This is a genomic window from Azospirillum formosense (assembly GCF_040500525.1).
Lineage (GTDB): Bacteria > Pseudomonadota > Alphaproteobacteria > Azospirillales > Azospirillaceae > Azospirillum > Azospirillum formosense_A.
The window spans coordinates 2,363,534-2,377,656 of the sequence record NZ_CP159402.1 but is presented as its reverse complement, the minus strand read 5'-3'; the positions used below and the strand labels follow the sequence as shown (position 1 = coordinate 2,377,656).

The following is a 14,123-nucleotide window of genomic DNA, read 5'->3' as shown; positions in this document are numbered from 1 at the left end:
CATGGAGGATGACGGGCGGAAGGACGATCCGGTCGCGCTGCGCTCGCCGGCGCTCTGCCGTTTCTTCGGCGCCGTCATGGCGCGGCGGATGCGGCGCGACTTCCACGCGGTGCGGCTGGCCCGGCCGGGCTGGCCGGCCCTGCCGGCAGACCGGCCGGTGATCGTCTGCCTGAACCACCCGTCCTGGTGGGACCCCGCCTTGCTGATCGTGATGGGGACGACGCGCTACCGCGACCGGCCGGGCTACGGCCCCATCGACGCGGCGATGCTGCGCCGCTACCGTTTCATGGCGCGCATCGGCCTGTTCGGGGTCGAGCCGGGGCGGGGCGGGGCTGCCGCCTTCCTGCGCCACGGCCGGCGCATCCTGGCCGACCCGCGCTCCATGCTGTGGATCACCGCGGAGGGGGCTTTCACCGACCCGCGCCGCCGCCCGGTCCGCCTGCGTCCGGGCATCGCCCATCTGGTCCGCCGCGCGCCGGAGGCCCTGGTGGTGCCGCTCGCCGTGGAATACCCGTTCTGGGACGAGAGCACGCCGGAGGCGCTGGCCCGCTTCGGCGAGCCCATGCCGGCCTCCGACGTCGCCGGCCGGCCGGTGCCGGAGATCGCCGCCGCGCTGGAACGGCGGCTGGAGACGACCATGGACGCGCTGGCGCTCGACGCGCAGAGCCGCGACCCGGCGCGCTTCCTGACGTTGGTCGACGGTTCGGCGGGGGTGGGCGGCGTCTACGACCTGTGGCGCCGGGCGCGGGCGTGGGTGGGCGGGCACCGCTTCAGCCCCGCGCATGGTGACGCATCCGATAAGGAAGGGGTTTCCCGCTGATGCCCGACGTCACGCTGCTGGCCGCGCTGGCTCTGGCGCTCGCCCTGCTGCCGCTGGGGCTGGGGCTGGTGAATCTGTGCCTCTACCGCCGGCCAACGGCCGAGCCGCCGCCGGGCGCCGCCGTCAGCATCCTGATCCCCGCCCGCAACGAGGAGGCCACCATCGCCGGCGCGGTGCGGGCGGCGCTGTCCAGCTGCGGCGTGACGGTGGAGGTGGTGGTGCTGGACGACCATTCCACCGACCGCACGGCGGCGATCGTCCGCGCCCTCGCCGCCCGCGACCCGCGCGTGCGCTTGGAGGAGGCGCCGCCGCTGCCGCCGGGCTGGTCGGGCAAGCAGCACGCCTGCCAGGCGCTCGCCGGGCTGGCGCGGCACCCGGTGCTGCTGTTCCAGGACGCCGACGTGCGGCTGGCCCCCGACGCCGCCCGGCTGGCCTGCGGCGCGCTGCTGGCGGGCAGGTCGGGGCTGGTCAGCGGCTTTCCGCGCCAGGAGACCGGCACCCTGGCCGAGGCGCTGGTGATCCCGCTGATCCACGTTCTTCTCCTCGGCTACCTGCCGATGGTCGGGATGCGCTGGTCGGCCAGCCCGGGATTCGCCGCCGCCTGCGGCCAGCTGATCGCGGTGCGGCGCGACGCCTACGCGGCGGCCGGCGGCCACGCCGCCATCGCCACGTCGCTGCACGACGGGGTGACGCTGCCGCGCGCTTTCCGCCGGGCGGGGCAGGGAACCGACCTGTTCGACGCGACCAGCCTCGCCCGCTGCCGGATGTACCGCGGCTGGGGGGAGGTGTGGTCCGGCTTCTCGAAGAACGCGACGGAGGGGATGGCGACCCCGGTCGCGCTGCCGGTCTGGACCCTTCTGCTGTTCGGCGGCCATGTCCTGCCCTGGCTGCTGCTGGGCTGGGCGGTGCTGGACCCGCTGCCGGACGCGGCGGTCGGCCTGGCGGCGCTGGCCATGGCGGCGGGGCTGTCGTTCCGCTTGCTGCTGGCCCTGCGTTTCCGTCAGAGTCTGGCCGGCGCGCTGCTCCATCCGGTGGGCATTCTGATCCTGCTGGCGATCCAATGGTCGGCCCTGCTGCGCGCCCGCCGGGGCCGTCCGGCGGAATGGCGGGGGCGCGCCTATCCGTCCACCTCCAGAACGGGTGCACCATGATGACCCCTCGGCAGTTCCGCAACGCCCGCGGCATCACAGCGGGTGGATCGCTGGCCGCTCTGGCGGTCCTCCTGGCGACGGCCCCGGCGGCGGCGGCCGACCTCGCCATCACCGTCGCCAACGTCGCGAACGCGCAGGGGAAGGTGCTGGTCGCGGTGTGCACGCCGGAGACCTTCCTGGGGCCCAACTGTCCCTACACCGCGGCGGAGCCGGCACGGCCGGGCAGCGTCACCGTGGTGGTGCACAAGGTGCCGCCCGGCACCTACGCGGTGCAGTCCTTTCATGACGAGAACCAGAATCTCGAACTCGACCGCAACTTCCTCGGCCTGCCGAAGGAAGGAGTCGGCTTCAGCAACGACGCCCCCATGCGCTTCGGGCCGCCGCGCTACGCCGACGCCGCCCTGACCGTCGCCGAGCCGGTGACGCGCACGACGCTGACCCTGCGCTATCTGGTCGAGCGCTGAGGCCTCAGATCGCCGGCACCAGACGCCGCCGCCGGGGCGGCGGGTTGCCGCCCTTGCAGGGGCTGTAGCCGCCCGGCGCCAGCTGTCCCAGCGTGATGCCGGTGGCCGCGGCGATGTCGGCGAGCCGCTCCAGACCGAGAACGCGGGTGGCGGCGAGCGCGATGCGCCCGCAGGCCTCGGCGTCGCTGCCGGCGCGGTGGTGGTCGAGCGCGATCCCCAGATGGTCGGCCAGGTAGTTCAGCTTGTGCGCGGCCAGCTGCGGCCACGCCTTGCGCGCCAGCACCACGGTGCAGAGGTAGCGGCAGGCCGGCCACGCCAGCCCGTAATCGTCCAGCGTGTGGCGCAGCACGCTGATGTCGAAGGAGGCGTTGTGGGCCAGCACCAGACGCCCCTCCAGCCGGCGGGCGAAGCGGCGCCAGACCTCCGGGAACTCCGGCGCACCGGCGACATCCTCCGCCCGCAGGCCGTGGACGGCGGTGTTGAAGGGATTGAAGCGCATCTCCCGCGGGCGGATCAGATGCTCCTCCGTCTCCACCACGCGCCCGTCCTCGATCCAGGCGACGCCGATGGAGCAGGCGCTGGTCCGCGATTCGTTGGCGGTCTCGAAGTCGATGGCGACGGCCTGCATGATCTCTCCGCCCCTCAGCCCAGGATCAGGCGGGTGACGTCCTCGGGCAGGTCGCCGTCGAGCGCCATCAGGCGGACCCTCATCAGGCAGGCCACCGCGATGGCGTCGGTGATCTCGCCGCGCTTGACCATGGCGTAGGCCTCCGCGAAGGGGACGTGGCGCAGCTGCAGGACCTCGGTCTCCTCCGGCTCCGCCTGCCCCTGCTCGATCCCCCAGGCGAGATAGCAGTGGGCGGTCTCGTCGGTGATGCTGTTGGACAGGTGCATTTTCAGGATCGGCAGCCAGTGGCGCGCCGTCTGCCCGGTCTCCTCCAGCAGCTCGCGCCTGGCCGACTCCACCGGGTCGACGCCCTTCTTGCCGCCGCCTTCCGGGATCTCCCAGCTGTACTGCTCCAGGGGGAAGCGGTATTGGCCGACCAGCGTGACCCGGCCCCGGTCGTCGATGGGAACCACCCCGGTCGCCAGATTTTGGGCATGCATGACGCCGTAGATGCCGGGATTGCCCAACGGGGTCAGCACGTCGTGCTCCACCACCCGCATCCATGGATTCTCGTAGATCGGCTTGGTCGTCAGGACGGTCCAGGGGTTGCCGGTCTTGTGCGGCACGCCGGTGCTCCTTGCGCGGTGTGGGACGGCTGCGGGGTGCTGGGGCGAAACTATAGGCATTGCGGCCCGATGCTGCAACGCGGCGCGCTTCGGCCACCGTGCGGCGCGCCGCTCCGGCGGCTGCAAGCCATGGGTGTTGCGGAAATATTTCACAGTTAGATAAAATTTTCGCGACAGTTCTGGCAAGTCCTCTTTAACACTTCCCGCTGGTTACTTGACTCCCCGACTGTTGAGGCCTACCTCTATATTGTGCGGTATCCGCGGATGCCGGCGGTGGCCGTCCTTCGTGGGGCAGCAATTTTGGAAACGCAGCGCCGGATGCGGCACAATTTTCAGGATAGGGAGCGCTGGCGCAATCCCGACTGGCGGACGAAATTCGTCGCTTGGTGGGAAGGCTACGACCTCGCCGCCCTGACCCGCCTGTCGCGCTCCGCCCCGGCTTCCCGCCTGCCGCTGCGCGGCCCGGTCGAGGCGCTGGGCTCCGCCACGCCCGCCGGCGCCCCGCCGCCCGAGACACCGCGGAGCGATCCCGACCTGGAGCGGCTGGAGAACCTGCAGCTCGACCGCCAGGGCGAGCCGGTCTGGTCGGTCGCCCGCACGGAAGGGGCGCAGATGCTGTGGGGCCAGGACTGCGTCGGTCCCGGCGACGCGCAATGGATGGTCGAATCCGTCCGCTCCTTCGGGTTGAACCCGGCGAAGAGCGTGCTTGATCTGTCGGCGGGGCTGGGCGGGCCGGCGCGCGGCATCGTGAACAGCTACGACACCTGGGTGACCGGGCTGGAGATGTCGCCCCTGCTGGCCAAGCTGGGGATGGAGCGCTCCAAGGCGCTGGGCGTGTCGAAGAAGGCCCCGATCGGCCATTACGACCCCGAGCATTTCAACCAGGCGGGCTCCTTCGACCTCGTGCTGGCCGACCGGGTGATGCACCGGGTGCGCGACAAGGAGAACTTCCTCGACCGCATCAGCGAGTGCGTCAAGCCGAAGGGGGGCGTGCTGCTGTTCGATTACGTGATCGAAGGCACCCCCACGTCCTGGGAAAGCTGGAACGGCTGGCGCGATTCCGAGCCGCTGGAGGTCTATCCCTGGTCGGCCACCCGCATGGCCGACGAGCTGACGCAGCGCAACCTGGACCTGCGGATTTCCGAGGACCTGACCCAGTTCCACCGCCGTCAGGCCGTGGAGCGGGTGCGCCGGCTGGGCGAGGCGCTGAAGACCGCCGTCCCCGAACCCCGCGTGCTCAAGGCGCTGGCCCGCGAGCTGGCGCTGTGGTGGTCGCGCCTGCGCGTGCTGGGCAGCGGCCTGCGCTTCTGCCGCTACGTGGCGATGCGCCCGGCCTAAGGTTTCTCATCGCAGGCGCGCGGCTCGATCTTGCGCTCCGCGGCGAAGCGCCGGGCCGACTCCGTCACCAGCTTGCGGATCAGGGCGCGGCGCGGCTCGATGGGGCCGGACACGTCCTGCCAGCGTTCCCCGTCCCACCGCTGCACATGCAGCGGCACGATCCCCTCATGGTCGGCGCAGGTGATGCGCAGCGGCTGCATGAAGCCGTCCAGCCCCAGCTCGCTCAGCCGGTCGGCGCTCAGGTCCAGATGGTCGAAGCCCCAGGCCACCTGCGCCCCGGTCAGCGGCCGGCGCCCGTATTTGCCCTGCGCGGTGCGGATGGCCTCGACCAGGACGGCGGCGTTGAAGACCCCGCGGTTGTAGAGCACCGTGCCGATCTGGCCGGGATCGCCGGCCCCCATCCCGCGGGCGTGGACCTGCTCGCGGATGGCGCGGATCACCGGCAGGTCCGTCCCGGCGGCGTGGAAGGCGACCGCCTTGTAGCCGACCGCGGCCGGGCCGACCGGCCGGACGTCCAGCTCCGACCCGGCCCACCAGACGCCGATCATGCGGTCGGCGGGATAGCCGGCCGCCGCCGCCTCGCGCAGGGCGGTGGAGTTCTGCACGCCCCAGCCCCACAGGATCACGTAGTCGGGCCGGTAGTGGCGGGCGATCTGCGTCCAGACGGCGCGCTGGTCCAGCCCCGGCGGAGCGACGGGAAAGCTGCGCATCTCGAAGCCCAGCGGGCCGCGCAGCGCCTCCAGCATCGGCAGCGGCTCCTTGCCGAAGGCGCTGTCGTGGTAGACGTAGGCGATCTTCCGCCCGCGCAGCCGCTCCGTCCCGCCCAGCTCCGTGGCGATGTGGCTGATCGCGGCGTCGATGCCCGTCCAATAGCTGGCCGGGGCGTTGATGGCGTAGGGGAAGACCCGCCCGTCCGACACGTCCGCCCGCCCATAGCCGGAGGAGAAGACCGGGATATGGTCGGCGGCCCCGCGCTCGATCAGGGCGTAGGTGATGCCGGTGGACAGAGGCAGCACGGCGGCGGCCCCCGTCGGCCCCTTGGCCTTCAGCCGCTCGTAGCAGTCCACCCCGCGGTCGGTGTTGTAGCCGGTGTCGCACTCCTCCCAGGCGATCGGCACGCCGCCGATGCCGCCGTCGCGCCGGTTGATCAGCGTCAGATAGTCGGCCACCCCGTCGGCCAGCGGGATGCCGTAGGGCGCGTAGGGGCCGCTGCGGTAGACGAGGTGCGGGAAGAACTGCGCCCCTTGCGGCGGCTCCGAAGCGGCCTCGGCCGGCGTGCCGACAAGCATCGCCGTCAGGGCCGCAACCGCCAGGGCTGGGGCGCGCCATGCCATTCCGTTTCCTCCACCCGTCGCGCGCCGGGCCGTTCCGCCCGTCCGCGTGGTTTTCGTTGTGCGGGATTCTAGTACGGACCGGACCCTTTTCGCACGAGGAGAGCGCAGCCCTCACGCTTGCGCTTGCCTGCCCTTTGCACGGCGCCGTTTGAAGGGGGGCGGGACCGGCACTAAATCAGGCGGTTGAGACATGCGGAAACCACGGCCGCCGCCCGGCCGGTCCGCCAATAACGCGAAGGAGGGGTACCGTGACGACGTTCACCGGTCAGGACTCGCTGAAAACCCGCCGCTCCCTGTCCGTCGGGGGCAAGAGCTACGATTATTTCAGCATCAAGGCCGCGGAGGACGCCGGACTGGGCGACCTCTCCCGGCTGCCCTACTCGATGAAGGTGCTGCTGGAGAATCTCCTGCGCTTCGAGGACGGACGCACCGTGTCCACCGACGACGTGAAGGCGGTGGCCCAGTGGCTTCACGACAAGCGGTCCGACCGTGAGATCGCCTACCGCCCGGCGCGCGTGCTGATGCAGGACTTCACCGGTGTGCCGGCGGTCTGCGATCTGGCGGCGATGCGCGAGGCGATGGCCGCGCTGGGCGGCGATCCCAAGAAGATCAACCCGCTGGTGCCGGTCGATCTGGTCATCGACCATTCGGTGATGGTCGATTTCTTCGGCAACCCCTCCGCCTTCGAGAAGAACGTCGAGCTGGAGTTCGAGCGCAACCTGGAGCGCTACGCCTTCCTGCGCTGGGGCCAGAAGGCCTTCGACAATTTCCGCGTCGTGCCGCCGGGCACCGGCATCTGCCATCAGGTGAACGTCGAGTATCTGGCGCAGGGCGTGTGGACCGACACCGACCCGGCGGGCAAGCTGGTCGCCTATCCCGACACGCTGGTCGGCACCGACAGCCACACCACCATGGTGAACGGGCTGGGCGTGCTCGGCTGGGGGGTCGGCGGCATCGAGGCGGAGGCGGCCATGCTCGGCCAGCCCATCTCCATGCTGATCCCCGAGGTCGTCGGCTTCAAGCTGACCGGGCGGCTGAAGGAGGGCACGACGGCGACCGACCTGGTGCTGACCGTCACCCAGATGCTGCGCAAGAAGGGCGTGGTCGGCAAGTTCGTGGAGTTCTACGGGCCGGGTCTGGACCACCTGACGCTGGCCGACCGCGCGACCATCGGCAACATGGCCCCGGAATACGGCGCCACCTGCGGCATCTTCCCGATCGACGCGGAGACCATCCGCTACCTGACCTTCACCGGCCGCGACGCCGACCGCGTGGCGATGGTCGAGGCCTACGCCCGCGCCCAGGGCATGTGGCGCGACGCCGGCACGCCGGACCCCGTCTTCACCGACACGCTGGAGCTGGACATGACGACGGTCGAGCCGTCGCTGGCCGGCCCGAAGCGCCCGCAGGACCGCGTGCCGCTGTCCCAGGCGGCGCAGAGCTTCGGCGGCGATCTGGTTGGCGCCTTCAAGGCGGAGGACGCCGACCGCTCCGTCCCCGTGCAGGGCTGCGGCTACTACCTCGACCAGGGGGCGGTGGTGATCGCCGCCATCACCTCCTGCACCAACACCTCCAACCCGGCGGTGCTGGTGGCCGCCGGCCTGCTCGCCCGCAAGGCGGTGGAGAAGGGGCTGAAGTCCAAGCCCTGGGTCAAGACCTCGCTGGCGCCGGGCTCGCAGGTGGTCACCGACTATCTGGCCAAGGCCGGGCTCCAGCCCTACCTCGACCAGCTCGGCTTCAACATTGTCGGCTACGGCTGCACCACCTGCATCGGCAACAGCGGCCCGCTGCCCGACCCCATCGCCGCGGCGGTGGAGGAGGGCAACCTTGTGGTCGCCGCCGTGCTGTCGGGCAACCGCAACTTCGAAGGCCGGGTGAACCCGCACACGCGGGCGAACTATCTGGCCTCGCCGCCGCTGTGCGTCGCCTACGCGCTGGCCGGCAACATGAAGATCGACCTGACCAAGGACCCCATCGGCACCGGCCATGACGGCCAGCCCGTCTATCTGAAGGACATCTGGCCGACCAACCAGGAGGTGCAGGACGCCATCGACGCCTCGCTGTCGGCGGAGATGTTCCGCAGCCGCTACGGCAACGTGTTCGAGGGGCCGGAGCAGTGGCGCGGCATCCGGACCGCCGAGGGCCAGACCTACGAGTGGCAGGCGGGCAGCACCTATGTGAAGCTGCCGCCCTTCTTCGCCGACATGCCGAAGACCCCCGAGGCGGTGAGCGACGTGCGGGGCGCCCGCGCGCTGGCCGTGCTGGGCGACAGCATCACCACCGACCACATCTCCCCCGCCGGATCGATCAAGAAGACCAGCCCGGCCGGCGAGTATCTGCTGAGCCATCAGGTGCGCCCGCAGGACTTCAACTCCTACGGGGCGCGGCGCGGCAATCACGAGGTGATGATGCGCGGCACCTTCGCCAACATCCGCATCCGCAACGAGATGCTGGCGGGGGTGGAGGGCGGCGAGACCCGGCACTACCCCTCGGGCGAGCAGTTGCCGATCTACACCGCGGCCATGCGCTACGCCCAGGAGGGCGTGCCGCTGGTGGTCATCGCCGGCAAGGAATACGGCACCGGCTCCAGCCGCGACTGGGCGGCCAAGGGCACCAAGCTGCTGGGCATCCGCGCCGTCATCGCCGAGAGCTTCGAGCGCATCCACCGCTCCAACCTCGTCGGGATGGGCATCCTGCCGCTCCAGTTCAAGGACGGGCTGACCCGCAACGATCTGGCGCTGGACGGCACCGAGACCTTCGACATCGCCGGCATCGAGCAGGACCTGCGCCCGCGCAAGGACGTGACGATGACCATCACCCGCGCCGACGGGCAGACGCGGCAGGTGCCGCTGCTGCTGCGCATCGATACGGTGGACGAGGTCGAGTATTACCGGAACGGCGGCGTGCTGAACTTCGTCCTGCGCAATCTCGCGAAGTGACGGAAGACGAGCGGGGCGGCGTCGCCGCCCCCTCGTTTCGCGGCGTCCCGGCCGGGCCTCACTCTCCGTAGGCCGGGTCGGGCGCGCGCAGGATCTCCTGGATGCTCTGCACGATCAGGGTGCTGCCATGGGCCGAGAAATGGCCCTGGTCCAGGAAGTAGAAGCCCTGGTCGTCCCTGATCCGGCAGAGCGGAAGGGCCTTGCAGGGATCGGGGTCGCAGAAATAGTCGGAGGTGTCGACGAACCGCGCGCCCTGTGTGGCGGTGATGACCGGCAGGTCGGCGGCTTGGCCGGTGATCGAATAGGCCCGCTCCGACTTCATGAAATAGGTGTGGTCGTAGGGGTTGCGGAAGCGGAAGACCGGGCTCTGCCCCATCACGACGATGCGGATGCCCCGGTTCAGCAGCGCGTCCACGGTCTCGTGCAGGCGGCGGAGATCGAGGGCGTTGGTGTCCATGTACCATTCCCAGCGCGCCGCCATGATGACGATGCGGATGCCGTTGCGGTCGATGATCTCCTCGACGCGGTGGTTGAACTCCTGGCAGTTCGGGCGGGCGTTGACGGGCAGATCCTTGATGGGCGGGCAGCCGGACGCCGTGTACTGCACGATGTTGAAGGGCAGGGTGTCGGCGACGGTCTGCAGCCCCGGCACGTAATGGGCGGCGAAGGAATCACCCCAGAGCAGGGCGGTGGGCGCCTCCGCCTTCAGGGAACCGATCCGGCAACTCTCCAGGCCCGGCCACGCCTCGGGCGGCTGGTCGGTTTCGAGGAAGCAGGTGTGCTCCTTGTAGAGTTCCCGCCCCGAGATGTCCTGCGGCGCGTAGTCGGTGAAGCGCTGCGGCAGTCCGTCGGTCAGATGGCCGATCAGCCCGACCCCCACCAGCCCCGCCATGACCCGGCCGGTGCGGGCGAAAACCGTGGCCGGCGGGTGGCCCGACGTCGCTCCCGTCCCCGGTCGGGGCTTGCGGAAGGGAACTTCGATCAGCCGCCAGGACAGCAGGGACACCGCGGCGATGGCCGCGAGAAGGATCAGCGTCTCCTTGGTGGTCAGGTCCCGCCCCTTGTGGAACCGCGCGAAGACCATCAACGGCCAATGCCAGATGTACATCGAGTAGGAAATCAGGCCGATGAAGACCATGGGGCGCAGCGTCAGCACCCTCCCGACCGCCGTCGGACCGCTCCGCCCCGCGTGGATCACCAGCGCCGCGCCCAGGCAGGGCAACAGCGCGGCGTAGCCCGGAAAGGCCGTCGCCTCCGTCAAGGTGAACACGCTGATGACGATCAGGGCTGCGCCGAGCGCGCAGGCCAGTTCCCGCGCCGCGCGGTCGCGGATGTCGGGGACGGCGCCGAAGGCGAGAAGCGCGCCCAGCACCAGCTCCCACAGCCGGGGCGGCAGCAGGTAGAAGGCCGCCACCGGATGATCCCGCACCAGGAACACGCCCAGGGCGAAGGACGCCGCCGCCGCCGCCAGAAGAACGGCGACCCACACCGAACGCCCGTACGGGAGCAGGGCCAGCACGGCGAGCGGAAAGACGATGTAGAATTGCTGCTCCACCCCCAGCGACCAAGTATGAAGCAGAGGGTTCATCTCCGCCGCGGTCTCGAAGTAACCGGACTTCAGATAATAGACGATGTTGGACGAGAACAGCGTGGTCGCCGCGAGATTTTGGGAAAAGCTCTTCAACTCCTGGGGCGACAGCAGGAACAGGGCGAGCACCGCGGTGACCGCCAGCGCCGCGAACAGGGCGGGAAGGATTCGGCGGATGCGGCGGATGTAGAAATCGGCCAGCGAAAAGGTGCCCCGCTGCGCGTCGTTCAGAACGATCGAGCCGATGAGGTAGCCGGAAATCACGAAGAACACATCGACGCCGATGTATCCGCCGCTGAACAGGGGAAACTTCGCGTGGAACAGCAGAACCGAAAGGATCGATACCGCGCGAAGGCCGTCGATGTCGGGGCGGTAGGTCATGGGACCCGCGATGCTTGGGTGGAGCGGAGGCGCGGGTCGGCGGTCCCGAACCCGGTTCTGCGGCGGGAGGCGAACGACGAGGGAGGAGGACAGTGTCCGGCTATGCGAGGGGAGGCGGTGAGACCGCTTCCTGACAATTCCATGAAGACTGAAAGACGTCGCGCTATCGGCGTAAGGTTGGCGTTTTTATCGCCTGGATTGCCTTCTTGTTTTCGCTGCCCTTGATGGAAAAATGCCTGTGAATTCGATGGTATGGCATCGTGGCGGCGCATTGAAGTGAATTATGGAATGAAAGCCTTAGGGTGTCGGCACTTTGAATGATCTAACAAGAATTCAACGGTAATGGCCGCCCAATGGGGATAGTGAAAACATCCGTTATTGCGTGGGGTGTCAGAGTCCGCCTGGGTTTTCACAGTGTTTTCGTGTACCTCGAGGGGCGCTGGTTACGGCCCCGTCTTTTCCGCCCAGCCCGCCTCGCGAACCGCCGCCGCGTACCTGCGGCTGACCGGCACGCGACGGCCATCGCGCAGGACCAGCACCAGCTTGCCGTCCGGCTTGCGCTCCACCCCGGCGACGGCGGCGGCGGCGACCCAGTGGGAGCGGTGAACCTGCATCCCGTCCAGCCCGTCCAGCTCGGCGATGGCGTCGCGCAGCCGCATCAGGATCAGGTCGCTGCCCGCCGCCGTGTGGGCGCGGACGTAATGGTCCTCCATCTCCAGCGCCAGCAGGTCGCGGCCGAGCCGGGCCGGCAGGCGGGCGAGGAAGGCGGGCTCCGGCCGCTCCGCCGGGGCTGCTTCCGCTGGGTCTGATGCAGCGGGGGGCGGCGTAGACGACGGGGCGGCGGCGAGAAGTCCGCGGTCGCGCAGCTCCAGCCAGACCGGGATGGCGGACACCAGGAGCGTGATGAGGACGACGTAGACGAACAGCTCCGCCAGACCCAGCGGGTTCAGCATGTCCTTGCCCCGCAAAGACCGTTCCAGCAGAGCCACGGCGAGCGTCATCGGCGCCGCCACCGCCAGCGCCACTCCGGCCAGAAGGGCGCGCCACGCCTCGGGCCGTTCCCGCAGCAGGCGGGCGGCGGCCAGGGTCAGAAGCTCGAAGGCGAGGCCGCCCAGCCCGATCAGCCCGACCCAGTAGGCCAGCCGCTGGGGCAGCGTCAGATCGGCGAAGGTGCCGAAGGGACCGAGCAGGGCCAGCACCAGCGCCGCGCCGAGCAGAACCGGCAGCCGCCGCCCCAGCAGCCGGCGGCGGTAGGGTGTGCGGGGGAGACCCATCGCGGGGCTGTCCACGGCATCATCCAGGGTTACGCGCTGGCGGAGCGGGCGGACTGTTCCAGCGACTTGATGTGGGACAGGCCGGGCAGGATTTCCGACTTCACAAACTCCATGCGCCGGTTGGGGCCGCCGCCGCCGCGGGCGAAGCGCGCCTTCCACAGGTCCATCTTCACCGCCAGTCCGCACAGCACGCCGCCGATGGTGACATGGTGGGAGGCGATCAGCTCGCGGATGGAATGGAAGGTCTCGGCGTTGATGTCGCGCCAGAAATCCTTGGACCGGTTGTCGAAGCTCTCGAACCGCCCGGTGATCGAGGTCGAGATGTCGGTCAGGTCGCGGCTGATCTCGTCGAGCATGCGCATCTGCCGGGCGTCGCGCTTGACCTCGGTCGAGCTGCGGATCTCGGCCATCCAGGAGAGGAAGCGTTGGATCTCCGGAACGATGTCGTCCAGGCATTTCTTGAAATAGGCCAGCGACAGGAAGATGTCGCCGTATTCCTCAAGAAATTGCGGGATCTCCCCCAGCTCGATGTCCAGCCGGTCGGCCATCATGCGCAGGTTGCGCAGCGCCTCGTCCCGGTTGGGGTTGGAGAACATGCCGATGATGTCCTTCACGTCCTGGACCTGCATGTCCTCGGACCCGTAGACATATTCGACCAGCGGGCGCGTGAAGACGCGCATGTAGTTGGTCAGCTCCTCCTTCTTGCGGTCGGACAGGGTCAGCGACTCGACGCTGTTGACGTCGATGTTCATCCGCCGCAGTTCGATGCGGGAGGTGTAGACGTCGAAGCTGGAGGCGGCGGCGATCTTCTCGATCTTGACGAGGTCGCGCTCCACCTCTTCCTTGTAGGATTCGAAATAGGCGGTGAGGTGGCGCGGCGAGACCTGCCCGCTGCCGGTCTGGACGTCGTGGAACATCTCGACGACGGTCTGCAACCGCACGTTCTTGATCAGCCGGGCGTGCTGGAGCCCCGGTGTTTCCAGCGGGATGGCCGACAGCGGCATGATGTGCAGCGCGTCGCGGGCCTCGTCCTCCCACTGCCTGCGCCGGCCTCCGCCCTGGGGTCGTGCCGGCTTGTCCCCCGCAACCTCGGCCACGGCCTCGCTGGTGTCTGCCCCGTCGCTCAATGCCATCTCCCCGCAAGCCGGCGCCCATCCGCCCGCTTGGCCACTTTCGCGGTCCCCCACAAGGATAGCGGGTTGAGGGGGGCAGGCAAGGGTTGAAGGGGGCGTCCCGGTGCAATGTCATAGCACCGGTCGTACAAAAACGAAAAGGGCCGGTCCGCGATGGACCGGCCCTATCGCAACCCTTGCGGGGGTTGCCGCGAAACCTTCGGGCGTCAATGGACGCTCAGCGGCTCCATGTCGTTCTGGCGGACGGTGGCGAAGGCCACGTCGCGCTCGGTCACAACCGTCAGGGGCGTGCCGTCGGCGGCGTGGACGGAGAAGGCCGGGGCGTCGTCGACGGTCACCGGCCGCACGTAGGCGACATGGTCCAGCCCGAAGCCGGCGAAGTCCTGGGGCGACAGTTGGCGCAGATAGGCGGCGGCCTTGTCGATGTCGAAGCTGTTCATGACGCAGTCCTTTGGACGAATCGGTCGG

General features: G+C 69.5%; 12 protein-coding genes. 5 read left to right on the top strand and 7 right to left on the bottom strand.

Translation table 11 applies throughout. From position 1 onward, the window contains the following. The first annotated feature begins 1 nt into the window (after position 1). From ABVN73_RS11370 to ABVN73_RS11360, 3 genes are read left to right on the top strand one after another with little or no spacing between them, the layout of a single operon-like run. Complete coding sequence (locus ABVN73_RS11370) at positions 2 to 820, top strand: lysophospholipid acyltransferase family protein (protein WP_353858084.1); 819 nt, start codon at positions 2 to 4, stop codon at positions 818 to 820. After that, complete coding sequence (locus tag ABVN73_RS11365; RefSeq protein WP_353858083.1) at positions 820 to 1,971, top strand: glycosyltransferase family 2 protein; 1,152 nt, start codon at positions 820 to 822, stop codon at positions 1,969 to 1,971. Before ABVN73_RS11370 ends, ABVN73_RS11365 begins: the two co-directional genes overlap by 1 nt. Continuing rightward, positions 1,968 to 2,435, top strand: coding sequence for a DUF2141 domain-containing protein (locus tag ABVN73_RS11360; RefSeq protein WP_353858082.1), 468 nt, complete (start codon positions 1,968 to 1,970; stop codon positions 2,433 to 2,435). The genes ABVN73_RS11365 and ABVN73_RS11360 overlap by 4 nt, the downstream gene beginning before the upstream one ends. 4 nt (positions 2,436 to 2,439) lie before the next feature. Here ABVN73_RS11360 and ABVN73_RS11355 read toward each other — a convergent pair whose 3' ends face one another. Both ABVN73_RS11355 and ABVN73_RS11350 read right to left on the bottom strand, forming a co-directional pair. Continuing rightward, entirely contained in the window at positions 2,440 to 3,063 is a 624-nt protein-coding gene (locus tag ABVN73_RS11355) for a 3'-5' exonuclease (protein WP_353858081.1), read from the bottom strand. Positions 3,064 to 3,077: 14 nt separating this feature from the next. Then, on the bottom strand, positions 3,078 to 3,668 hold the full coding sequence (locus tag ABVN73_RS11350; RefSeq protein ID WP_353858080.1) for an NUDIX hydrolase: 591 nt from the start codon (positions 3,666 to 3,668) through the stop codon (positions 3,078 to 3,080). A 318-nt stretch (positions 3,669 to 3,986) separates the two neighbouring features. Here ABVN73_RS11350 and ABVN73_RS11345 point away from each other — a divergent pair, with 318 nt between their 5' ends. Then, complete coding sequence (locus ABVN73_RS11345) at positions 3,987 to 5,006, top strand: class I SAM-dependent methyltransferase (protein WP_353858079.1); 1,020 nt, start codon at positions 3,987 to 3,989, stop codon at positions 5,004 to 5,006. Here the strand turns inward: ABVN73_RS11345 and ABVN73_RS11340 are convergent. Then, positions 5,003 to 6,340, bottom strand: a complete 1,338-nt coding sequence (locus ABVN73_RS11340; protein ID WP_353858078.1) for an ABC transporter substrate-binding protein — start codon at positions 6,338 to 6,340, stop codon at positions 5,003 to 5,005. The two genes, ABVN73_RS11345 and ABVN73_RS11340, sit on opposite strands and share 4 nt — an antisense overlap. A gap of 248 nt (positions 6,341 to 6,588) precedes the next feature. Here ABVN73_RS11340 and acnA point away from each other — a divergent pair, with 248 nt between their 5' ends. Then, the gene (acnA, locus tag ABVN73_RS11335) at positions 6,589 to 9,279 is read left to right on the top strand and encodes an aconitate hydratase AcnA (protein WP_353858077.1); all 2,691 of its coding nucleotides are present in this window, start codon (positions 6,589 to 6,591) and stop codon (positions 9,277 to 9,279) included. 58 nt (positions 9,280 to 9,337) lie between these two features. Here the strand turns inward: acnA and ABVN73_RS11330 are convergent, their stop codons facing one another. The 4 genes from ABVN73_RS11330 to ABVN73_RS11315 form a co-directional block, all read right to left on the bottom strand. Beyond that, entirely contained in the window at positions 9,338 to 11,248 is a 1,911-nt protein-coding gene (locus ABVN73_RS11330; protein ID WP_353858076.1) for an acyltransferase family protein, read from the bottom strand. Between the two features lie 443 nt (positions 11,249 to 11,691). Beyond that, positions 11,692 to 12,537, bottom strand: coding sequence for a LytTR family DNA-binding domain-containing protein (locus tag ABVN73_RS11325; RefSeq protein ID WP_353858075.1), 846 nt, complete (start codon positions 12,535 to 12,537; stop codon positions 11,692 to 11,694). Positions 12,538 to 12,551: 14 nt separating this feature from the next. Beyond that, positions 12,552 to 13,649 carry a hypothetical protein gene (locus ABVN73_RS11320; RefSeq protein WP_353858074.1) on the bottom strand — a complete coding sequence of 366 codons (1,098 nt, stop codon included), beginning with the start codon at positions 13,647 to 13,649 and terminating at the stop codon, positions 12,552 to 12,554. Positions 13,650 to 13,861: 212 nt separating this feature from the next. Next, the gene (locus ABVN73_RS11315) at positions 13,862 to 14,095 is read right to left on the bottom strand and encodes a DUF1150 family protein (protein ID WP_353858073.1); all 234 of its coding nucleotides are present in this window, start codon (positions 14,093 to 14,095) and stop codon (positions 13,862 to 13,864) included. Positions 14,096 to 14,123 lie beyond the last annotated feature (28 nt).

What these genes read in the sequence shown, in the direction of transcription:
- ABVN73_RS11370 (WP_353858084.1), top strand. Translation starts at nt 2, where the DNA reads ATGGAGGATGACGGGCGGAAGGACGATCCGGTCGCGCTGCGCTCGCCG.
- ABVN73_RS11365 (WP_353858083.1), top strand. Translation starts at nt 820, where the DNA reads ATGCCCGACGTCACGCTGCTGGCCGCGCTGGCTCTGGCGCTCGCCCTG.
- ABVN73_RS11360 (WP_353858082.1), top strand. Translation starts at nt 1,968, where the DNA reads ATGATGACCCCTCGGCAGTTCCGCAACGCCCGCGGCATCACAGCGGGT.
- ABVN73_RS11355 (WP_353858081.1), bottom strand. Translation starts at nt 3,063, where the DNA reads ATGCAGGCCGTCGCCATCGACTTCGAGACCGCCAACGAATCGCGGACC.
- ABVN73_RS11345 (WP_353858079.1), top strand. Translation starts at nt 3,987, where the DNA reads ATGCGGCACAATTTTCAGGATAGGGAGCGCTGGCGCAATCCCGACTGG.
- ABVN73_RS11340 (WP_353858078.1), bottom strand. Translation starts at nt 6,340, where the DNA reads ATGGCATGGCGCGCCCCAGCCCTGGCGGTTGCGGCCCTGACGGCGATG.
- ABVN73_RS11330 (WP_353858076.1), bottom strand. Translation starts at nt 11,248, where the DNA reads ATGACCTACCGCCCCGACATCGACGGCCTTCGCGCGGTATCGATCCTT.
- ABVN73_RS11315 (WP_353858073.1), bottom strand. Translation starts at nt 14,095, where the DNA reads ATGAACAGCTTCGACATCGACAAGGCCGCCGCCTATCTGCGCCAACTG.